This window comes from Prevotella pallens ATCC 700821, assembly GCF_000220255.1.
GTDB lineage: Bacteria > Bacteroidota > Bacteroidia > Bacteroidales > Bacteroidaceae > Prevotella > Prevotella pallens.
In genome coordinates this window covers 800,872-823,389 of record NZ_GL982513.1, presented here as the reverse complement: position 1 = coordinate 823,389, position 22,518 = coordinate 800,872, and the positions used below count along the sequence as shown (strand labels likewise).

Here is a 22,518-nt window from a genome sequence, read left to right as displayed (position 1 = left end):
CTATTCTATATTAATGCTTATTAACTGTGGCTAAAACTTCAGGATCTATTACTACAGAATATTTCTGACGAAGACTTTTTACCCACTCTTTTTCGAGTTCTTCTTGATAATCTGAAATTACAAGACTACGAACATCGTCTAAATCTTCTGGCGCTTTTAGTTTTTTACCATAAACTGCATCAATAGGATAATCTTTCATTGGTTTTACTTCTACTTTTTCTTTAAAAATATCTCTATCCACTAATGCATTGTCGCCTTTCTTAAATATTCCTTTTTCGACACGAATACGAATAGTACTATCGTTATTGAACGTTGTTCGTAGTTTTTCGCCCCATGCTTTGAATGGAATTTTAGCTACACAGTCTTTCACTGCTTTTACATCGGCAGGATTTTGCACATGATAGGCTATACCTTTAAAGCGAGGCTCTTTCCACGCATAGTTTTTTCTATGCTTATTAAAGAATGTTTGCAAGCCGACTTCGTCAGATGCTGCTTTATCCCATACTGTACGTGTGCTCATTTCTATAAGCAATAGACCATCGTGATATTCTTTTACAAGGTTTTTAAGATTTTCATCTTTCGCTTCCATTTCAGCAAGCTTCTTTTCTATTAGCTGTTCTGGTGTAACTCCATTTCCAGCTTCTGCAGCCATTCTACCAAGTTTTTGGTCGATAATTTGCTCACGCAAGTTGCGTGCTTCTATAAACTGACGAATATCAGCCTTTAAAGAGTCGTAGGGTTGAAATTCTTCTTTCTTAATATATTTAATGATGTGATAACCAAATGGAGACAACACTGGGTGGCTAATTTCTCCTGGCTTCATTGAGAAAAGTGCATTTTCGAAAGCTTGTACAGTCTGACCTTTTGTTATTAAAGGTAACTCTCCACCACGTACTGCCGAACTATGATCGTCAGAATATTTCTTTGCCAATTCTGCAAAGTTACCACCTTTTTTCAATACATTATATATAGAGTCGGCTCTGTTAGCGATGGCAGTTTGCTCAGCATCTGTTGCTTTCTGTTTAAGCGATAGCAAGATATGAGCACAGCGAATCAATCCACCATTTTTTTCAATTCTATCTCTTGTTTCTTTATAGATTTTCTGAGCTTCAGCCTCTACGTCAGCATCGGTAATCATTGTAGGACGTACCTGCTGATCGCGGTAAGTCATAAATTCCTGTTTAAAGGAACTAAGTGTATCCAGTTTCGCATCTAATGCAGCCTGTACCTTTAATTTATAGTTTATAAAAAGATCTACATAATCGCGTATAGATTTCTTATCAATCACGCCATCTGTATTATTCTTATTATACGAATACTCAAATTCCGAACGATGAATGGGATTACCATCTATCGTCATAATTACAGGATCGTCTTGTTGTGCAAAAGCCATTAAACTGCTGAGCAGTATAGTAGCTAAAGAAACTATTATTCTCATTTTAAACAATACTCGTTCTTTTGTTTTTTATATTATAGCCTATCTTCTTTCAGATTGTATGTAAAGCAATAAGCTTCTTTTATTGTAAACGAATCCAATTGCTATTTATTATTCTGGGCGTGAATAGTTAGGAGCTTCGCTTGTAATAGCAATATCGTGTGGGTGGCTTTCCATTACTCCTGCATTGGTTATGCGTGTGAACCGTGCATTATGAAGTTTTTCTATAGATGCTGCACCACAATATCCCATACCTGAACGCAAACCACCTACAAGCTGATAGACCACTTCTTGTACGGTTCCTTTATAAGGAACGCGTCCTGCTATGCCTTCTGGAACAAGCTTCTTATTGTCGTTAATATCGCCTTGGAAATAACGGTCGCGCGAACCATTCTTTTGCTCCATAGCTTCTAATGATCCCATACCACGATAGCTCTTGAACTTACGTCCATTGAAGATGATGGTATCGCCAGGAGACTCTTCTGTTCCTGCTACCAACGAACCAATCATTACACAGCTTCCACCTGCGGCTAAAGCTTTTACCACATCGCCAGAATAGCGTAAACCTCCATCGGCTATCAATGGAACGTTTGTATCTTTCAATGCAGAATAAACATCATAAATGGCACTAAGTTGTGGTACGCCAACACCTGCAACAACTCGAGTAGTACAAATTGAGCCAGGACCAATGCCCACTTTTACTGCGTCAGCACCATTCTCAACAAGAAACTTTGCAGCTTCGCCTGTTGCTATATTCCCTACTACCACATCTAGATTAGGGAAAGCTGTCTTCACATCGCGCAATTTTCCAATTACACCTTGCGAATGTCCGTGTGCGGTGTCTATAACTATGGCATCAACACCAGCTTCTACTAATGCCGAAGCACGCTCCATCGTATCTACTGTAACTCCCACACCAGCAGCAACACGCAAACGTCCTTTTTCGTCTTTGCATGCCATTGGTTTATCTTTTGCTTTAGTAATATCTTTATAAGTAATCAGTCCTACCAAATGATTACTCTTATCAACAACTGGGAGTTTCTCTATTTTGTTCTCTTGCAATATTTGTGCAGCTGCCGTAAGGTCGGTTTGCTGATGTGTAGTTACGAGGTTTTCACTTGTCATCACTTCATCGATGGTCTTGTCGAAGTGACGTTCAAAGCGTAAGTCACGATTAGTAACAATACCCACTAAATGGTTTTCTTCATCAACAACAGGAATACCACCAATATGATATTCAGCCATCATAGCCAACGCTTCTCTCACAGTACGTCCCCGACGAATGGTTACTGGGTCGTAAATCATTCCATTCTCAGCACGCTTCACTATGGCAACTTGCCGCGCTTGCTCTTCGATGGTCATATTCTTATGTATCACACCTATACCACCTTCGCGTGCAATAGCTATTGCCATAGCGCTTTCGGTTACGGTGTCCATCGCCGCCGTTACGAAAGGAATGTTCAGTTCGATGTTACGTGAGAACTTGGTTTTCAACTCCACCCCCTTGGGTAGTACCTCAGAATAGGCTGGTATTAAAAGGACGTCATCGTAAGTCAGTCCGTCCATTACGATTTTATCTGCAACAAATGAAGACATATATGTATATTAGAAAATTTATTGCGTGCAAATGTACTAATTATAATTCGTATAGGTTATCATTTCTATGGTTTTTCTACTGTGCGTTAAAAGTATTTAACGCATTATACTATTTAATACCTTAATTCTCTATCATCTTTGTTTTTTACTCTTTGCATCGAACTTGTAAGTGAAGGATATGCGTGCGAAGTGGTGCATCGCTTCCTCCCATTGTTCGGTGCGCTGTGTTGGTGTAATGGTAGAACTGTTCCACACTGCCTGGTTCAGAATATCGTCAAGATCTATACCCAGCACACCTTTACCTTTCCAGAAGAGCCACTTCGCATTTGCGTTCCACACGAGACGATGCCTGTTTATTTCCGGACTTAGATAGCCGGAGCGTAACCGGTCTTCGAATTTCGTAGAGAATTCCCACTGCTTCAGCTTTGCCAAACCCTTTAGTCCGAAATTATAATTGCCGAATGTGTTGTTGTATTCAGATGCCAACGAATATCTGTTCCGGCGCAAATTCATTGAGCCAAAGAGGTTTAGTACAAGCCAATCGTGCTCGTAACTAAGTTCTGGAGATAGGTTCAGTGTAAGCTGTTTCAGCTTGTTCTGCTGCTTTTCCACAGTTTCATTGAGTGCTGCAAGGTAGCCATACGATGTTGTGAAATAGGTTTCAGCCTTGGTAAATAGGTGGAAGTTGTCGCCAATGCCCTTGTCCAACACAGCACTGAAGAGCCATTCATCGCCACCCCGTACGTTTTCGTCATGTGTGCGGTAGACACCTGTAGCTGGATTATAGTAGAAAACGCTTGCTATTGGATTGATGTTGTGGGTGTAGCCAGCTTTCAGCAACATCATAGACTGTACTCTTGGCAAGGTCTGTCTGTACGTTACCATGCTGCTATGCTTGTGGCTTCGGTGCAACAATGGGTTGCCTTCCTTAATCCAAAGAGGGTCTGTGTCATCGCGATAGGCAAGGGTCGAAAGCAGATCTGGCAAGCTTGTAGTGTAGTTGAACGTAAAATCGAAGTTGCTGCGCTTGCCAATCTTCCACTTTATCTCCATGTTTGGGTTTATCAGCAGGCTGTTTCGGGTTGATGCCGTGTCCAATCTGCCCCGCTGGTAGTCTAAGTGTTCGTGTAGCCAGTCTACCTTTACGTTCGGAAGAAACTGCCATTTGTCCAACTTGTAGGTCAGTCCTGCCTGCGCCGTATGGGTTGCCGTGCTTCTGTGGCTGTCGAAACTGTTGGCTGTGTCTTTTACTTCGTCACGGTTGTTGTCCAACTTCGACTGCACATCGGTGCTGTAGAAATCTTGCCGAACCGATTTGTTCAGTTTATCAAAAGTATACCCCCCAGTTAAAAGCAAGTTATTTTTAATGTAATATTGCAGTTCTGTATACGCCTTGAAGTCTAAGTTGTGGAAAGGTAGGCGGCTGTATTGATATAGCGGCGACTGCTCTCCTTGCTCCACATAGTCTATCTGCTGGTTCGTATTCGTGCGGTTGTTACCATTGCTGTAATTGGCAGTTGTACCAAAAGAAAATTGCCCCTTCTTTCCCAAAAGATGCCCCCACTTTGCGTTCAACGTGGTATTTAGTGCTTCATTTGTGCTCTGTGCGTAGGTTCGCTTGCGATTAATGAGGTGGCTGTATATGTCATCGCCATGCTTTGCCATCAGGGCAGGGTCGAGCGGAAAGTCTCCAAACGCTTCGGGATTGCTGTTGAAACGTGCGCTGCTTGCCTCTTCGTTCTTTCTCTGAAACGTATATTCGAATTCTAAGTCAGCCGTTATATAGTTTACCGAATCAGCGAAAGTGAAAAGGTCTGCCATTATCGTTGGCTGTATTTTGTGTTCGTACCGCTTGTTCCTGCTTAGTCCCCATGTCTTTGCGTTGCCTAATGTTGGTATGGTCTGGTCGGTTCTGTATTCCGTTCCCCAGCCGTCGGTATGGTTAAAGTTGGAGCTGAACGACACATTGTTCCTATTAGAGAACTTGTGTGTGCCCTGTTTCCAGTTGTGTTGCCATGCCGCTGCTGCGCTCTGTGCCTTTCCGAAGTCATCGAAATTCCCCTTGTTGTACCAGTCTATCCCCAACTTCTGGAAATAGTCTACGTTGTTGGCATCTATGCTGACCAATGTTGGATTCCTGTCACTCAGAAGGTTTGTTTGGACGGAGGCTTGGTAGTTCTTGGGCGTTTGCAGCCTTGCGGTCATGTCGCCGTACCATTTGTCCATGAAACCAGGCTTGATATTAATGTCTAAAACGTTGTCGTCCTTACCGTCGTCGTTGCCCGACTGTTGTGCCAGTTCGCTTGCCTTGTTGTAGGTTTTTATGTTTTTCACAGCCTCGGCAGGTATTTCTCCTACAATGCTACCGCCACCAAAGATGTCGCGACCATTCATGAGCATGCGCAAAGGCTTGTTGTTCCAATAGAGTTTGCCGTCTTTTTCCACTACTCCCGGCAGTCGCTTTATCAGCTCGTCGAGCCTTGCGCCCTCTTTCAGTTTGAAGGCTTCGGGGTGGAAGACGATGGTGTCGCCACTCATTGTAAAGCGGCGTGCCTTTGCCGTAACCACTACATCGTCGAGCATCAGCTCGGTAGGTTTCAGCAGAAAGTCGCCTAAATCCAGTGTATCTGTGCCGGAATAGCCTGACGAATACGAATGTTTTGTTGCTGTTTCGTAGCCTATCATGCTGGCTTTGATGGTCATACGCCCCTCAAAACTGCTTGAACAGGAGAATTTTCCTTCTGCATCGGAGGTTATATCCATTATCTGGGTGCTGTTGCCACTTTTAATTTCTATTTTTACAGATGCTTTTTCTATTGGCTCTTTCGTGTTCGCATCGAGCACACGTCCTTTTAAATCCTCGGCATGAATGGAGGCAGGGATAGATAAAAGCGCAAGCAAGATTGTTGCAAAAAGTGTATGTTTCAGTACCATAAGCTGGAAGATTTTTATTTTAAATTTATTTCGGCATCAATATATGTGGTTAGTTATATTCGCAAAGTTAGTTCTTTTCTGTCAACTGTTGCTTTTCTTTTTTCATCTTTCTTATACTTTAATTTTTTATAACACAATAGAAAGGATTTAAAAGACAAATGGCGTACAATCGAAGCACCGCTTATTTACATTCCAAGGCGACAGGTATTGAACTTCAAAACAGCCTTGTTTGCATCGAATGTCAATACATTTGAATATTTGAGGAAGCGATGAACAGACGCCTACTAACTACCAATTGCCAACTACTAATCACCGTTTGTAGATGTAAGGGTGCGACAATTCTACCTCTATTTGTCTTACAACTACATCTAATAACAATGCTGCAACTATGTGTCAAAATTGCAAACAATTTCTAAAAATATAGTATTCCTGCAACTATCTATATTCCAATACTTTACAAAGTCTATTTTCTTAGTCTGTCAAACAGGCTCTTTTGCAATGCAAAAGAGTGGTTTTTACCGAACAAAAACCATTGTCATATCTTTCAATACCGCTGCTTTTGAAAAACAGAAAAGGATTTTCGGCTTTTCAACGATGCTTTTATTGTTTCGCAAGAATATCAGATTATTTCCCAAATGTCAAAACACACGGTTGCGAACTTCCCATTTCATACTTGCATAATCCCTGCATTCCTACAGCTAAAGCTGTGAGATAATGGTAAAAAGAAACCGCCCTTTCTAAGTAGAAAGAGCGGTAGAATATTCTTGTATTAGTTTGCCATTTCTGATATAAACTTAATTCGAACCAATCTAATATCTTCATCTGTGTAGTCCTCATCAAGCTCTTTGAGAGCCTCATCGATGCTGTCTGTATGACTGTTCATAAAGTAATCGTAGATATCATCTATTTTATCTTCATCGTAAATATCGTTTAAGAAGTAGTCTATATTGAGTTTTGTGCCACTAAATACTATTTCTTCTATCTTCGAAAGTAGTTCATCAAAGCTGAGTCCTTCGGCAGTAGCAATGTCGTCTAACGGCAATTTGCGATCAATACCTTGTATTATCTTCACTTTTTGCATCGACTTCTTTGCCACAGTGCGTACACGCAGTTCTTCGGGTCGCTCTATATTCTTCTCTTTACAATATTTTTTAATGAGTTTACAGAACTCTTCGCCGTATCGTTTTGCCTTACCAACACCAACACCTTGTATGTTTTGAAGTTCCTCTTCGGTAACGGGATACATCATTGCCATTTGGTCTAAAGATGGGTCTTGGAAGATTACATAAGCTGGGATTCCTAACTTACGTGCCAGATGCTTACGTAAATCTTTTAGCATTGCATAAAGTTCTGGGTCAGCTACACTTGTTCCTCCCACCATACACTCGTCTACATCATCGGTTTTGAATTCTTTATCCATCACTATCATAAACGATTTTGGTTCTTTCAAGAATTGCTTTCCTGCTGCAGTGAGGCGCAATAAACCATAATTTTCTACATCTTTCTTTAAATAACCGTCCAACATAGCCTGTCTAATAACAGGGTTCCATATTTTAGGGTCTTCTTTCTCACCTAATCCAAATTCTTCTAGAAGATTATGCTTATGGTCTTTTATATCATCAGTACCACGTCCTTTAACAAAGTCAATAATGTATTCTTGACGGAAATTACCTCCCAAAGCCTTCACAGCTTGCAACACAATTAACAACGGTTCTTTCGCTTCTATTTTCTCTTTCGGGTGCAAACAATTGTCGCACATACCACAATTATCTTTAGGATAGTCTTCTCCGAAGTAGTGAAGCAATAATTTTCTACGGCAAACCGATGATTCTGCATACGTCTCAGTTTCTTGCAGCAATTGTCTTCCTATATCTTGCTCTGCAACAGGCTTGCCGTCCATAAAGTTTTCAAGCTTTTTAAGGTCATTTTTAGAATAGAAAACAATACATTGTCCTTCTTCTCCGTCACGCCCTGCACGTCCAGTCTCTTGATAATAGCCTTCTAAGCTTTTTGGTATATCGTAATGAATAACAAAGCGCACATCGGGTTTATCTATCCCCATACCAAATGCAATAGTAGCAACTATTACATCGATATTTTCCATAAGGAAGTCGTCTTGCGTTCTAGAGCGGGTCTCCGAATCTAAACCTGCATGGTAGGGTTCTGCCTTTATATCGTTTGCTTGCAATACAGCTGCCAGTTCTTCTACTTTTTTACGCGAAAGACAATAGATGATACCACTTTTTCCTGGATTTTGCTTAATAAACTTTATTATCTGTCTGTTAGTATCTTCTTCGTTCTTCTTAGATCTTACTTCATAATAAAGATTAGGACGGTTGAACGAACTCTTAAATTCGGCGCAGTCTTCAATACCCAAACTCTTCACAATATCAGTACGTACCTTATCAGTAGCAGTGGCAGTGAGTGCTATTATAGGAGCTTTACCTATTAAATCTACTGCTTGTCGTATCTTACGATATTCTGGGCGGAAGTCGTGGCCCCACTCCGATATACAGTGTGCCTCGTCTATTGCATAGAAACTTACCTTTACGGTTTTAAAGAATTCAATGCTTTCTTCTTTGTTTAACGACTCTGGCGCAACATAGAGTAACTTTGTTTTGCCATTCAATATATCAGCTTTAACATGGTCTATCTCTGTTTTCTTTAACGATGAGTTTAGATAATGCGCTACTCCGTCTTCTTCGCTGATACCGTTAATTACATCTACTTGATTTTTCATTAAGGCTATTAACGGAGAAATTACTATTGCTGTACCATCCATTATTAGAGAGGGCAGTTGATAGCAAAGGCTCTTACCACCTCCCGTAGGCATCAATACAAAAGTATCGTTACCTGCTAACACGTTCTGGATAATAGCTTCTTGCGCACCTTTAAACTTATCGAAACCAAAGAAATACTTCAGTTTTTCTGTCAGATTGACTTCTGTTACCATGTTAATAGTTCAGTGTTCCTTATTAGAGAGGTAGGTTTATTTACGCTGCACTCATCTTATAAGTAAGATAGAGTGCAACGGTTGTTTATATTTTAAGCAGACTCAAGCTTATTGAGTTTTGCTTTATCTAATTGTTGTTGTGCATATTGGGCTGTAACCTTATATTCTTTCACATCTTTAGAGGGCAATTCAAACATCGTATCCATCATTACAGCCTCTACAATAGAACGAAGTCCACGAGCTCCTAACTTATATTCTACAGCCTTGTCAACTATATAATCGAGCGCATCTTCTGCAAATGTAAGGTCGATACCGTCCATTTTAAAGAGTTTTACATACTGTTTGATAATGGAATTCTTTGGTTCCACAAGTATTTTACGTAATGCCTCTCTGTCTAATGGATTAAGATAAGTTAGTACGGGTAGACGTCCAATTATCTCTGGAATAAGTCCGAACGAGCGTAAGTCTTGTGGCAGCACATATTTCATTAGGTCCTTCTTATCGATTCTAGACACATTCTGCACCGAGTTGTAGCCCACAACGTGTGTATTGAGACGTTGTGCTATCTTTCGTTCTATACCATCGAATGCGCCACCGCATATAAATAGTATGTTCCGGGTATCTACATGAATGTAATCTTGATCTGGGTGCTTACGTCCTCCTTTAGGTGGAACATTTACCATAGTACCTTCGAGTAGCTTTAACAATCCTTGTTGTACACCCTCTCCGCTAACATCTCGTGTAATACTAGGATTATCGCTCTTCCGTGCTATTTTATCTATTTCGTCTATGAATACAATTCCACGTTCAGCAGCAGCAACATTATAGTCGGCAACTTGCAGTAAGCGTGACAGAATACTTTCAACATCTTCACCTACATATCCAGCTTCGGTAAACACTGTAGCATCTACAATAGTAAATGGGACATTCAGCAGTTTAGCAATAGTACGAGCTAAGAGAGTTTTTCCCGTACCTGTTGAGCCCACCATTATAATGTTACTTTTTTCTACTTCTACACCATCGTCGTCTTTCGACTGCTGTAACCGTTTGTAATGATTGTATACCGACACAGCAAGATAGCGTTTAGCCTCATCTTGTCCGATAATATATTCATCTAAATAAGCTTTTATTTCGGTTGGCTTTGGAACTTTCTCCATATCAATATCCTTGAGTTCTGGTGTTTGTTTACCCAATACACCAGACTCAACTACGATATTATAAGCTTGCTGTGCACAGTCTTCACAGATGTATCCTGTAAGTCCTGTAATGAGAAGCCGGACTTCATTCTCAGTTCTTCCACAAAAACTACATTTCTTTTGAGGCATTGTCTACTTCTTTTCTTATTAATACTTGGTCTATCATACCATATTCTTTAGCTTCTTCGGCAGTCATCCAATAGTTACGGTCGCTATCGTTCCATACCTTTTCAAAAGTTTGGTGCGAATGATTACTGATGATTGTATAAAGTTCTTTCTTGAACTTCATTATCTCTTTTGCCTCAATTTCTATATCTGAAGCCTGTCCTTGTACGCCCCCAAGTGGTTGATGTATCATTACACGGCTATGCGGCAATGCCGAACGCTTGCCCTCCTGACCCGCAACAAGCAATACGGCTGCCATAGAAGCTGCCATACCAGTGCAGATGGTAGCTACGTCGCTGGAGATAAACTGCATGGTATCGTAGATGCCAAGTCCTGCCGTTACGCTTCCACCAGGCGAGTTGATGTAGATGGAAATGTCTTTCCCAGGGTCTACCGAGTCTAAATAGAGCAGCTGTGCCTGCAGTGTGTTGGCAGTATAGTCGTCAATTTGTGTGCCAAGGAAGATGATACGGTCCATCATTAAACGCGAGAACACGTCCATCTGTGTTACATTTAATTGGCGTTCTTCCAATATATATGGATTAAGATATTGGTTCTGCATACTTGTAACCTCGTCTAACACCACACCATTTATACCCAAATGTTGGGTCGCAAACTTTCTAAAATCTTTCATTCTGTTTCTTTCTATTATTTTAATTAGACAATAATAAGGAGCAAGCGCCTTATTCGGTTTTATTGTCTTTAATACAAAGATTATGCCATTACAAAAACATTATCTATAGTATTCTAACACAAAGATAATAAAAAAAATAGTAACTACTTCAATAAAATAAAGAATTTTATTTGATATTCCATTGTTTTTTCTTTTTGAAGTGAGTGTGAATATGTTATATTCGCTTTCCAGACGTATAGAGACAGCTGAAAACAAGTGAAGATTTTACAAGCGGCGCCTACAGTTTATCCACATACACCTACTAATAAAATAAAAATATACTAGATATTTAGAAGAAACAATCCTGATGTTAGCTAGTCTTATTTCAGATATCTATCACGTTCGTCTCAGATATCTGTCACACTCGTCTCAGATATCTGTCAGTTACGTTTTATATATCATAACAAACAACAACCTTTATGACTCTATATTTAAATGGTATTTATTCTAATGATGATGATAAAATATTTTATTCTGTAATATTCTGATTTAAGCGTTATTACAAATATTTAAACTACAACATATTGTTCATCATTTTAGTATGTAGAAGCAATATTATTTACAACAAGATTCTTTTCCATAGTATTTTTATCACTTTCTAACTGGATATAGATTTAGGCTCTAACCAACGTAACAAATAGTTTGAGACAAAATATATCTCGAGATATAAAAAAACAACACCTTCTCTAAAATCTTTCTTATTTGAAAGTTTATAGAAAAGATGTTGTCGCTCTATTAATGTAGTGTAAACTCTTACATTAAAATTTCACTTCTTGTTTATTTCTCTTCGTTCTCTGCCTTATCAGCTTTTTTAGTCCTTTTTGCTTTCACTGGCTTTTCAGTGTCTGCAGGTTCAATAAGCTTGTTAAACTCGTCGAGTGAAACAGACTTCTTCTTTAGCTTAACTATTGTTTTCAATACAGCAGAGAGTTTTTGGTCGAGTGCAGCATCAACAAAAGGTTCAATATCCTTACGATTCTTCAACATATCATTAACGTATTTGTCAATGTATTCGTCTGGAACATTATTCATACCGTACTGTGCGAACTGTGCTCTAGCCATTTGTGCTGCGCTCTCACGTACATCTGCATCTTCTATCTTAATATTGTTAGCTTGTGCTATTCGGTCTCTAATAAGATGCCATTCAAGTTCTTTTATGCTTTGTTCGTAGTTCTTTTCTACAAACTCAGCACCTTTATCTTCGTTATTAGAGAGCATTATACGTTTCAGAAGTGCGTCTGGGAATTGAAGTTTACCTACTTTCTTCTCAGCGTAAGCACGTACATCTATCATAAACTTATAATCAGAGTCTCTTTCAAGTTGTTTGCTTACACCTTCAGCAATCGTTTTACGGAACGTTGCTTCATCGTTTATATTTGCATCTGGTCCATAAACGCTATCCCAAAGTTCTTTATTATTCTCTGCATTTACATAACGTGTTATCTCCGTTATCTGGTATGAGAAGTCGCCAATATGCTTTCCAATATCCTTATTGTCTATTTTCAATAGCGAAGCTACCTCTGCATCGTTTGCAGGATAAGCCTTGCGTGGGTTAAAGGTGATAATATCGCCCAGCTTGCAATTATCGAAAAGTTTCTTCTGATCGTCTACCTTAATATATTGAGGCATCATTACAGCACCTTCTACAGTAATGCCACCTTCCAAAGTGTTTCCGTTTTCATCAAGTTCACGAAGATCTCCCTTAAGCATATCACGCTTCTCTGGATCAAACTCTTCAACCTTATCGTAGTGTCCAGAACGACTTGCAAACATCTCTATTTGTTTATCAATAAGGGCATCGTCTACTTTTATATCGTAATATTCAATGGTATCTTTGCTTGTAAGCTCTATATCAAATTCTGGTGCAATTGCTATATCAAACTTAAAAGTATAAGGTGCTGGTTTCTCAAGTTCTACTGCCTCTTGTGAAGCTGATGCCATTGGTTGGCCAAGCATGTGGATTTTATTATCGATAATATATTTCTGAAGATTATCGCCTAATATTTTATTAATAGCATCCATTTTTACTTGTGTACCAACTTGGCGTTTAAGCAATCCCATAGGTACTTGTCCTGGACGGAAGCCTGGTATATTTGCACGCTTGCGATAATCTTTAAGTGCCTTTTCAACTTCTTCTTTGTAATCTTGTTCCTCAACAACAATAGTTAAAAGACCATTTAACTTATCGGGGTTTTCGAATGAAATTTTCATCTTTGAAGTATTATATGTTTAATATTTAATTATCAAATGAGTTCCTATAAAAAGAAAAGAAATGTACCATCTCCGTTTCCTTTTAGGCGCAAAGTTACTTAAATTTTAGCTAATCACATAATATATATAAAGAAAAAAAACATTTTTAAGATATTGACTTCTTTGTTATATCAATGCTAGTGAATAGTTCTATCACTATTATAAAGCAAAAACCTCGAAGACAATATATGTACTCCGAGGTTCGCAATTTATGGATCGCTTTTTATGACAAGCCTTCTATTACGCCATTCACTACGTGGATATTCTCTGCCTGTGGTTTTTTCGGCAGACCTGGCATTCGCATTATTGTGCCAGCAATAGCTACAATCATACCTGCTCCTGCATTAATTACGAAGTTGCGAATAGTAATTGGGAACCCTGAAGGTGCTCCGTAAGCTTTTGCGTCTTCAGAAAATGAGTACTGCGTTTTGGCTATACATACTGGAAGATGCTCTAAGTTGAGTTCCTTAATACGCTGTAAGTCGCGTTTTGCAGCAGGACGTAATACCACTTTTCCTGCTCCATAAATATTGGTAGCTATTTTTTCTACTTTAGTAGCTATATCATCAGACTCTTCGTATACATAGTTTAATGGTGCAGATGGATTCTTCTCAATAGTATCAACTACTAAATGTGCTAAATTTTCTGCGCCTTTTCCTCCTTCGCCAAAAGCTGTGTTAATGGCAAATCCAACGCCTTGTGCCTCGCAATGTTCTTTTACTAAAGCCAATTCTTCGTCTGTATCGGTTGCAAATCGGTTTAAACAAACCACAACTGTCTGTCCAAATGCTTTTAAATTGGCTATATGTTTATCTAAGTTGCATAGTCCTGCTTTCACTCCTTCTAAGTTTGGCTTGCTTATTTCTGCAACATCTATGCCGCCATGCATCTTTAAGGCTTGTGCAGTTGCTACGAGAACGGTGAGTACTGGAGATATTCCTGCTTTACGACACTTTATGTCTAAGAATTTCTCTGCGCCTAAATCGGCACCAAATCCTGCTTCCGTTATACAATAATCACTAAAGGTCATTGCCATTTTTGTAGCCAATATGCTGTTACAACCATGTGCTATATTAGCAAACGGACCACCGTGAATAAATGCGGGTGTATTTTCTATGGTTTGAACAAGGTTCGGATTAATTGCTTCGTGTAAAAGTGCAACAATAGAACCTGTTATATTTAATTCGCGCAAGTATAGCGGTTTACCTTCTAGAGTTATACCTAAGATTATATTATCAAGACGCTTATGCAGGTCTTCTTCGCTAGAAGCTAAACAAAGAATAGCCATTATCTCTGAAGCAGGAGTTATATCGAAGCCACTTTCGCTAAGCAATCCATCTGTACGAGCACCCAATCCTGTTATAATGTTACGCAAATTACGGTCGTTTACATCTAAGACACGACGCCACCATACTTCCCTCATACCGAAGCCTTCATCTTGATGCTGATAAATATAGTTATCTAACATTGCCGATATCATATTGTTTGCAGAGGTTATTGCATGGAAATCGCCGGTAAAATGCAGGTTAATTTTCTCCATTGGTAACACTTGTGCATAGCCTCCTCCTGCAGCTCCGCCTTTCATACCAAAACATGGACCGAGCGAAGGCTCACGAAGGGCTGGTATTGCATTTTTACCAATGCGATTCATACCCAATGCTAAGCCTACACTTACAGTTGTTTTGCCTATCCCGGCTTTTGTTGGTGTAATAGCTGTAACAAGTATTAACTTCGATTTCTTAACCTTTTCTTCATCAATAAGTTTGTAAGGCACTTTTGCTATATACTTTCCAAACGGCTCAAGTTCGTCCGTTGGGATATTCACTTTTTTCGCAATACTATCTATTAATTCAAGTTTTGCTTCGTGGGCAATCTCAAAATCTGTTTTCATTTGTTTGTTCTTCTTTTTTTAAATGATAAGTGTTAACTGACGACTATTAGTTGTTTATGTCGCCAAAAGTATGAATTTTATATCTTACCACCAACTTTTAAAGCATATTTTTGTACAAAAAATTATTTAACAGCACATTTTTAGAACATTGTGCAACACTATTGCTACCTACAGATTGCAATATTACAAATTATAATGGAATAGGAATGGAATTACACTAATATCTTTGCATATCTACAACAAAGTTATATGTACGAATGAAAAGAAATACTTGTCTATTGAATTTGCCTAAAATAAAGTAAAGAAATTAGTTTGAATCTCACTTTATACTACTAAAAAGAGAACCATAGAGCTGTAAATATATCTCATAAGTAGTATTCTTGCACAACTTATTTCATATTAATGTTGCTTAGTAGGAAAGAGGTAGAAAGCTTATAAACAGTTCTTACCAATTACTCACTTATCAAATAGAAATACTTTGTTTTTTAAGGAAAAGCCAGACTGTTTTTAGTTTCGTTTGTTTCAGATATCTGAAACGCGCGTCTTAGATATCTGTCGCATTCGTCTCAGATATCTGTCAGTTGCGGTTTAGATATCACAAAAAACTACATCATTTATGACCCCATATTTTATAGCTCTTAAAAGGTATTTATTCTACTGAATATTTATGGTTGTCTTAAGAAATACTTTTTACGAAATTAAATATATTTTATGCAGGCAACTAATAATAAAAACAGAAAATTAATACATCTTACATATATTTACCTATGCATAGATATTATCGCAATTATTAGTATACAAGATGACGTGCAAATTCTATAATGGTGTCTTTTCCACGATGAAAATCTTCTGAGGTAAGATTTACCTTATAGTCTGGGTCTATTCCAAATTCTGTCATTTGCTTATTCTTATCGTACATCGGACAAGCAGAAAAACGTATTAACCAGCCATTGGGAAGCTCGGCAGAGAATGGTAAGCCTGCTCCTCCACCAGTACGATCGCCCACTATTCTTACATTGGGAAAGCAGCGCATATACTTTACAAACTCGTTAGCAGCCGAAAAAACACTACGATTGGTTAATACAAATACAGGTTTTTGCCAGCGTATTCCCTTCCCGGGTTTTAGTATCTGTGAGCGAAGTGGCGAGAAATCGTTATGTCCTTTTCCTGTTTTATGTTGCATATACCCCACAAGTGTTGGCTTATTAGTAAATCTTGCTGCCAATTCTTCTGCATTGCTCAGAGCACCTCCTCCATTATTTCGCACATCTATAATTAAGGCTCTACACGGTTGAAAGTATAAAAGAATATCATCGAGGTTGCCTGCCCCTATTCCATTTTGAAAACTTTCGCAACGCAAATATCCTATGTTGTCGTCAAGAATGGTATAATCCATTCCGCTTGCTATAAGGTAATCGGTTTTTAAATACTTTCGTAAGAGCGAGTCTGAATAGTTTTGTGGGTAATCTTCATGCCACGACCAGTAACGCGCAGCATTAAAAGAAGTGTATAAATTTACGTGTCCGTCTTTCAGTTCAGACAGCATATTAGCCATTACTTCAAATTGTTGGCGTTCAGTCATCGAGTTATCGAACTGCCGTAGATACTTATTTCGCACCGCTTCCCAATCAATACCTTTCTGGTCAAAGAAACAATAATGTTCATCAATAATCTTCCAAAGTGCTTCTGCATTACCTTGTACGGTATTCTGATACTCGTCGTTAGTTACACAAGATGAGAGCAACGACATTATAGATAACGATATTATAAATAATGTGTATGCTAACGCAGAAGTGGTATGATGGAAGAGACGTTTATACTTTTTCATTATGGAACAATCTTTGATATTGAGAATTTTCGTGCGATACCTATTATAAGAAGATTACTCCATGTGTGATATTTTAAGCCATTTATGCGTGCTTGTTGGAAGTCGCCTAAATAGCCAATTCGCAAAGTAGTGTGTTTCAAAGTAAAATCAATAGTAAGCATTTGCCGAAGCGATGGAGTAGTAAAAATGGTAGTAGCCACTATGTTGTGGTCGTAGTTGCCCTTCGAAAATATTTCGTAGTAACTTTGACCGAAGTTTGGTGCAAACATTACTCCAGCGAGTGGAGCTTGCATTTCGTATCTTACTTGAAAGGGCTTGTTACACAAACGAAATGTATATGCAGCCGAAGCTGATGGTGATATATTTACATTTAAGTAAGATTGTGCTGGATTATTACCATTGCGCATATTGTATAAGAAACCTATGTTAGCATCAATACCACCTCCTGCCGTAGCTGTTAGTGTACCGTTGCCCGCTCTCCATTTAGCAAATGCATAGTGTAGGTTGTATTGAAAGTTGTACATTCCACCTATATTGTTGTTTTTATTCGAAGCGTTATGTGTGTATGATAGGTGTGCTTGATGAATGATTTCGCGCAAAAGCGACGTTCCATTTTCTCGTAGCGTATGCGAAATATAGCGAATTTCTGTTCCTGTATATTCGCTTGGTGATAGATATGTATCTAACTGGTTTACGGTACCAATACCTACCAGCTGTACATTAGTAATAATTTTACCAGAACTCAACGTATCTTGCGCATAGATTGTAACACCATATAGCAACAATAAGAATACAAAAACTATTTTCCGCAACGTCATATCCATTTATTCATCAAAGAATTGTAGACTTAATTGTTGGTCATCGCCATTGTCTTCTTTCGTCTTAGTAGACTTTGTTATTGCTTCTGACTGTTCTTGTGATTCAGATTTAAGCTGATTCACAGACGAATTTTCTACGGTTTCCACATCTGACGCTGCATTCTCGTTCGTTTCTATCTCTTCCGAATCAGGAAAGCGAATAGGCTCAAGCTGTTTAATCGTGCTAACTTTGAAAGTAGTAAGGCGTTTTCCTTTTGCCTTAAAGCCTTTTATGCCTACAAATTCCTCTGCATCTACAATGTCTGTACCTCGTGCCGCATCACTTCCACCATACGTTATTTCTACGCGAGGATAAGCATCATCTGTCAAGAACACGAGTTTCGACTTAGGATTGTCGCCTACCACGTTCTGATGACGTACAGACCTTTCCATATAGAAACGTTTTAGATAAGGATAACTTTGATTATCGGCATCGTAGACTACTGCTGTCCATGGTTTTTCAGAGTCAAACTTCTCTATATATAAAATATTATCTTCGTAATGGTTGGCAGTATCGAAGTTAGTAGTATAAAACTCTCCATTGTTTAAAACCACAAGAATGACGTCTTTATCGTTAAATTCGCCCAACAAACGCCCTTGTTCTTCGTAGTTGATACGATTGACATCGGCATCGAACCAAACCTTTCTACCACCTAAAGTAGATACTCCATGTGCTTTTAAAGATACACGTTCAATTGCTTCTTTTGTAAGCAATACGCCACGAGCAGTCTTCGACTTTATAAGTACTTTAGAGAAATCGCGTTCGAAATAACGCATCAGGCGCGTCCTACCCGGCTGGTCTTTCAATATAACCTTAATAGTTTCTGCCTCTCCGTTTGGATTTGCTGTAAAGTAAAGCACCCGCGAGCTTGGTTTTCCTTGTGTAAGATCGTAATCTCTATCACGAGTAATAGAAACCACATTAAACCGCTTTATGTAATAAGGACCTTTTTCGCCATCACGATAAACAGCATTGTAGATAGTGCGACGGTCGTTGCGTTTGAATACTTGTAGATGGATAATGCCCTTACCAACAAATACTTTATCAGCAATATGTACTATACGATACTTACCATCACGAAAGAAAACGATAACATCGTCAAGATCGGAACAATTTTGAACGAACTCTGCTTTCTTCAAGTCGGTACCTATAAAACCACCTTTGCGGTCTATATATAGTTTCTCGTTTGCATCTACTACCTTAGCAGCTACAATGGTATCAAAGCTCTTTATTTCTGTTTTGCGTGGGAAGTCCTTACCATATTTGGCTTTCAAATGCTTAAACCATTCTATGGTTACACGCACCATTTCGCTGAGATCTTTATTTATTTCGGCTATTTCTGCTCTTATTTTCTGAATTAATTCATCAGCTTTATCCTTATTAAACTTTAGAATGCGTTGCATTTTTATTTCAAGCAAGCGTAGTATATCGTCTCGCTTCACTTCGCGAATAAAGTCCTTTTTAAAAGGTTCAAGTTTAGAATCAACGAAAGCAACAACCTCGTCCATCGTTTTAGATGTCTCAAACTTATGTTCTTTATAGATGCGCTCTTCTATGAATATACGTTCGAGGGAGTTAAAGAATAGCTGTTCTTCTAACTCGTTCTTACGTATTTCGAGTTCTTTACGCAACAGCTCCAATGTACCATCAACTGAATGTTTCAACACATCAGACACTGTTAAGAACTGTGGTTTGTTATCGGCTATAACACAACAGTTAGGCGAGATTGACACCTCACAATCGGTAAAGGCATACAAAGCGTCCATTGTTTTATCGCTTGAAGTGCCTGGCGTCAGGTGTAGTTGTATCTCTACTTCAGACGCTGTCATATCTTCTACCTTGCGAATCTTTAGTTTTCCCTTTTCTACTGCTTTCGTAATAGATTCTTGGAGTGTACTGGCTGTCTTGCTAAAAGGTATTTCGCGAATTACAAGAGTTTTGTTATCTATCTTTTCTACTTTAGCGCGCACTTTCAAAGTGCCCCCTCTCTGCCCATCGTTATATTTTGAAATATCAATGCTACCGCCTGTTGGAAAGTCTGGATAAAGCTCAAACTTCTTTCCACGTAAATAGTTTATAGCTGCATCGCATATCTCAGCCATATTGTGTGGGAGTATTTTAGATGATAGACCAACAGCTATTCCCTCTGCTCCTTGTGCTAATAGCAATGGGAATTTGGCTGGAAGAGTAACAGGTTCTTTATTCCTGCCGTCGTAAGACTGTTGCCATTCGGTGGTTTTAGGGTTAAAAATGGTTTCCAATGCAAACTTAGACAGACGAGCCTCTATGTATCTTGGAGCTGCTGCACGGTCGCCAGTGAAGATGTTTCCCCAATTTCCTTGCGTATCGATAAGCAAGTCTTTCTGCCCCATTTGCACGAGAGCATCGCAGATAGAAGCATCGCCATGGGGGTGAAACTGCATTGTATGTCCTGCAATATTCGCTACTTTGTTGTATCGTCCATCGTCCATTCGCTTCATTGAGTGAAGTATGCGACGCTGAACTGGTTTCAATCCATCGTCGATATGAGGCACGGCGCGTTCCAAGATTACATAACTTGCGTAATCCAGAAACCAGTTTTTATACATTCCAGATAGGTGCTTAACGGCAGAAGCATCGAATCTGTTAGATGAAACATAGTCGTTTTGTAGCTCGTCCACATCGTTTTCGTCGTCCATTTTGGCATTTGCTACCACATCTGTATAGTCATCTGTATTCGCAGCGTTACCATCTTCGTTCTTAGCTTCTTCGTTTAATGGGGTATCATTCCCGTTGTTTCCTATTATCTTATCGTCGTCCATAAACCGTTGGATTGTATATATTTTTGAGGCTCAAAGGTACAAATAAAACTCGAAACATACAAATTCGAATGTTAGAGCTTCGTGTTTTTTATTGTATTATTAGTCTACATTGAGTGTATGGGTAACTTAACTCTCACAAATACTTACTATTTCTAAACAGCCTGTCTATATATAGCAACGTTTTAATTTTACGTAAGACTCCCCTTCGTTTCAGATATCTGTCGCACTCGTTTCAGATATCTGTCACGTTCGTCTCAGATATCTGTCAGTTGTAAATTAGATATCACAAAAAACTACGTCTGCTATGTGGTTATTTTACGATAGTTAAAAGCTATCTATTTGTATAAGTAAAATCAATTCCTACGCACTACAATATATCGATTCATACATTACTATAACATACTGACTATCAACAAATTCATCAACACGTTATTTCATCAAAACGGATTCCATTACAATCATTATCTTTCCCAAAGTATCCTCACTTTCTTTCTACTGATGCTACATTTCCAGAAATCTTCATAAAGCATTCATCATCGCTTAATAGTCTATAATGATATATTCTATTGAACGAGGGTTGGCAAAGTCAGGAAATATATCTATTGGTAAATACACCTTAATATATATAGCAGCATACCAACACGACACAACTTCATACAATAAAACAAGCCATCTGCCGTTAATATAAGCATTATGCAATGGACAGACAGAATAAGGCAGGTTAAGATTATACTTGTTATAGTAGCAATTGTAATTGCAGTTGTATCGCTGGTAGCATCGAACATACTTACTAAAGACTTGGCTCGAGAAGAACGAAGCAAGATGGAAGTATGGGCAGAAGCTATGCGCGCATTAAGTCAAGCCGATGAAAATACCGATTTAGCATTGGTTTTAAAAGTGCTAAACGAGAACAATACAATTCCAGTTGTAGTGCTCGATAATGTTGGAAACGTTACCGACTTTCGTAATGTTGCTATCAATGCTAAGAACTATAAAGACAGTTTGCAATACATTTCCGCCATAGCAAAACGACTGAAAGCCAACAAACAAGATATTAGAATACAACTATCAGATGCAAAGAACGAATATATAGATGTTTGTTACGATGATTCGTTAATGCTGAAACGTCTTGCACTCTATCCATACGTACAGTTAGGTGTCGTAATGCTCTTCGTGGTTGTAGCAATATTTGCCCTCTTAACATCAAAGCGAGCAGAACAAAACAAAGTATGGGTGGGTCTTAGTAAAGAGACAGCTCACCAGCTGGGTACACCAATATCGTCGCTTATGGCATGGACAACTATACTAAAAGAAAACTATCCTGACGATGATTTGTTACCCGAAATGGACAAAGATGTAAAACGTTTACAGCTTATTGCCAACCGTTTTTCTAAGATTGGTTCGCTACCCGAACCTGTACCAGTGAGTTTGAGCGAAGTGCTTGACCACGTAATTGACTATATAGACCGTCGTACATCAAAGACAATTCATATAGTAAAGGTTTTTCCCGATAATGATATAATAATCCGTCTTAATGCTTCGCTATTCGAATGGGTTATAGAAAACCTTTGTAAAAACGCAGTAGATGCAATGGGTGGAGTATCTGGAACAATTACGTTACGCGTAGAAACCATTGGCGAACGTGTAATAGTAGAAGTTAGCGATACAGGTAAAGGCATTAAGAAAAAAGACTTACGCAACGTTTTCAAACCAGGTTTTACCACTAAGAGCCGTGGTTGGGGCTTAGGTCTGAGTCTTGCCAAACGCATCGTAGAAGAATACCACAATGGCAAAATATTTGTAAAAAGCTCCGAATTGGGCAAAGGAACTACATTCAGAATAGAACTGAAAGCAAGCAAATAATAGTTTGACACAATAAATATATCTACTCCTTCCTTCTAAACAAGTTACCAATAAACTACTTTTATTTTATAAAGA

Annotated in this window: 12 protein-coding genes; 1 reads left to right on the top strand and 11 read right to left on the bottom strand. The window is 38.7% G+C overall.

Annotated features, from left to right (window positions below; translation table 11 throughout):
* Positions 1–10 precede the first annotated feature (10 nt).
* The 11 genes from HMPREF9144_RS03045 to HMPREF9144_RS02995 form a co-directional block, all read right to left on the bottom strand.
* Positions 11–1,438: a foldase protein PrsA gene (locus tag HMPREF9144_RS03045; RefSeq protein WP_040595372.1), complete on the bottom strand. Its 1,428-nt coding sequence runs from the start codon at positions 1,436–1,438 to the stop codon at positions 11–13.
* 108 nt (positions 1,439–1,546) lie between these two features.
* Positions 1,547–3,031 carry an IMP dehydrogenase gene (gene guaB, locus HMPREF9144_RS03040; RefSeq protein WP_006044388.1) on the bottom strand — a complete coding sequence of 495 codons (1,485 nt, stop codon included), beginning with the start codon at positions 3,029–3,031 and terminating at the stop codon, positions 1,547–1,549.
* A gap of 132 nt (positions 3,032–3,163) precedes the next feature.
* A complete protein-coding gene (locus tag HMPREF9144_RS03035) occupies positions 3,164–5,965 on the bottom strand; it encodes a TonB-dependent receptor (protein ID WP_006044387.1) in 2,802 nt (933 codons plus the stop codon).
* A 769-nt stretch (positions 5,966–6,734) separates the two neighbouring features.
* Positions 6,735–8,918, bottom strand: a complete 2,184-nt coding sequence (recQ, locus tag HMPREF9144_RS03030) for a DNA helicase RecQ (RefSeq protein WP_006044386.1) — start codon at positions 8,916–8,918, stop codon at positions 6,735–6,737.
* 92 nt (positions 8,919–9,010) lie between these two features.
* On the bottom strand, positions 9,011–10,243 hold the full coding sequence (clpX, locus tag HMPREF9144_RS03025) for an ATP-dependent Clp protease ATP-binding subunit ClpX (protein WP_006044385.1): 1,233 nt from the start codon (positions 10,241–10,243) through the stop codon (positions 9,011–9,013).
* Complete coding sequence (gene clpP / locus HMPREF9144_RS03020) at positions 10,224–10,913, bottom strand: ATP-dependent Clp endopeptidase proteolytic subunit ClpP (RefSeq protein WP_006044384.1); 690 nt, start codon at positions 10,911–10,913, stop codon at positions 10,224–10,226. The genes clpX and clpP overlap by 20 nt, the downstream gene beginning before the upstream one ends.
* A gap of 816 nt (positions 10,914–11,729) precedes the next feature.
* Positions 11,730–13,163 carry a trigger factor gene (gene tig / locus HMPREF9144_RS03015; protein ID WP_006044383.1) on the bottom strand — a complete coding sequence of 478 codons (1,434 nt, stop codon included), beginning with the start codon at positions 13,161–13,163 and terminating at the stop codon, positions 11,730–11,732.
* A gap of 262 nt (positions 13,164–13,425) precedes the next feature.
* Positions 13,426–15,093, bottom strand: coding sequence for a formate--tetrahydrofolate ligase (locus tag HMPREF9144_RS03010; RefSeq protein ID WP_006044382.1), 1,668 nt, complete (start codon positions 15,091–15,093; stop codon positions 13,426–13,428).
* Between the two features lie 790 nt (positions 15,094–15,883).
* Entirely contained in the window at positions 15,884–16,921 is a 1,038-nt protein-coding gene (locus tag HMPREF9144_RS03005; protein ID WP_006044381.1) for a S41 family peptidase, read from the bottom strand.
* On the bottom strand, positions 16,921–17,739 hold the full coding sequence (locus HMPREF9144_RS03000) for a DUF3316 domain-containing protein (RefSeq protein WP_040595537.1): 819 nt from the start codon (positions 17,737–17,739) through the stop codon (positions 16,921–16,923). Before HMPREF9144_RS03000 ends, HMPREF9144_RS03005 begins: the two co-directional genes overlap by 1 nt.
* Before the next feature lie 6 nt (positions 17,740–17,745).
* A complete protein-coding gene (locus tag HMPREF9144_RS02995; RefSeq protein ID WP_006044379.1) occupies positions 17,746–20,580 on the bottom strand; it encodes a DNA gyrase/topoisomerase IV subunit A in 2,835 nt (944 codons plus the stop codon).
* A gap of 693 nt (positions 20,581–21,273) precedes the next feature.
* Here HMPREF9144_RS02995 and HMPREF9144_RS02990 point away from each other — a divergent pair.
* Positions 21,274–22,443, top strand: a complete 1,170-nt coding sequence (locus HMPREF9144_RS02990; RefSeq protein WP_006044377.1) for a sensor histidine kinase — start codon at positions 21,274–21,276, stop codon at positions 22,441–22,443.
* The last annotated feature ends 75 nt before the right edge of the window (positions 22,444–22,518 follow it).

Coding starts and splice junctions, on each gene's coding strand:
- HMPREF9144_RS03045 (WP_040595372.1), bottom strand. CDS start 1,438: ATGAGAATAATAGTTTCTTTAGCTACTATACTGCTCAGCAGTTTAATG.
- guaB (WP_006044388.1), bottom strand. CDS start 3,031: ATGTCTTCATTTGTTGCAGATAAAATCGTAATGGACGGACTGACTTAC.
- HMPREF9144_RS03035 (WP_006044387.1), bottom strand. CDS start 5,965: ATGGTACTGAAACATACACTTTTTGCAACAATCTTGCTTGCGCTTTTA.
- recQ (WP_006044386.1), bottom strand. CDS start 8,918: ATGGTAACAGAAGTCAATCTGACAGAAAAACTGAAGTATTTCTTTGGT.
- clpX (WP_006044385.1), bottom strand. CDS start 10,243: ATGCCTCAAAAGAAATGTAGTTTTTGTGGAAGAACTGAGAATGAAGTC.
- clpP (WP_006044384.1), bottom strand. CDS start 10,913: ATGAAAGATTTTAGAAAGTTTGCGACCCAACATTTGGGTATAAATGGT.
- tig (WP_006044383.1), bottom strand. CDS start 13,163: ATGAAAATTTCATTCGAAAACCCCGATAAGTTAAATGGTCTTTTAACT.
- HMPREF9144_RS03010 (WP_006044382.1), bottom strand. CDS start 15,093: ATGAAAACAGATTTTGAGATTGCCCACGAAGCAAAACTTGAATTAATA.
- HMPREF9144_RS03005 (WP_006044381.1), bottom strand. CDS start 16,921: ATGAAAAAGTATAAACGTCTCTTCCATCATACCACTTCTGCGTTAGCA.
- HMPREF9144_RS03000 (WP_040595537.1), bottom strand. CDS start 17,739: ATGACGTTGCGGAAAATAGTTTTTGTATTCTTATTGTTGCTATATGGT.
- HMPREF9144_RS02995 (WP_006044379.1), bottom strand. CDS start 20,580: ATGGACGACGATAAGATAATAGGAAACAACGGGAATGATACCCCATTA.
- HMPREF9144_RS02990 (WP_006044377.1), top strand. CDS start 21,274: ATGCAATGGACAGACAGAATAAGGCAGGTTAAGATTATACTTGTTATA.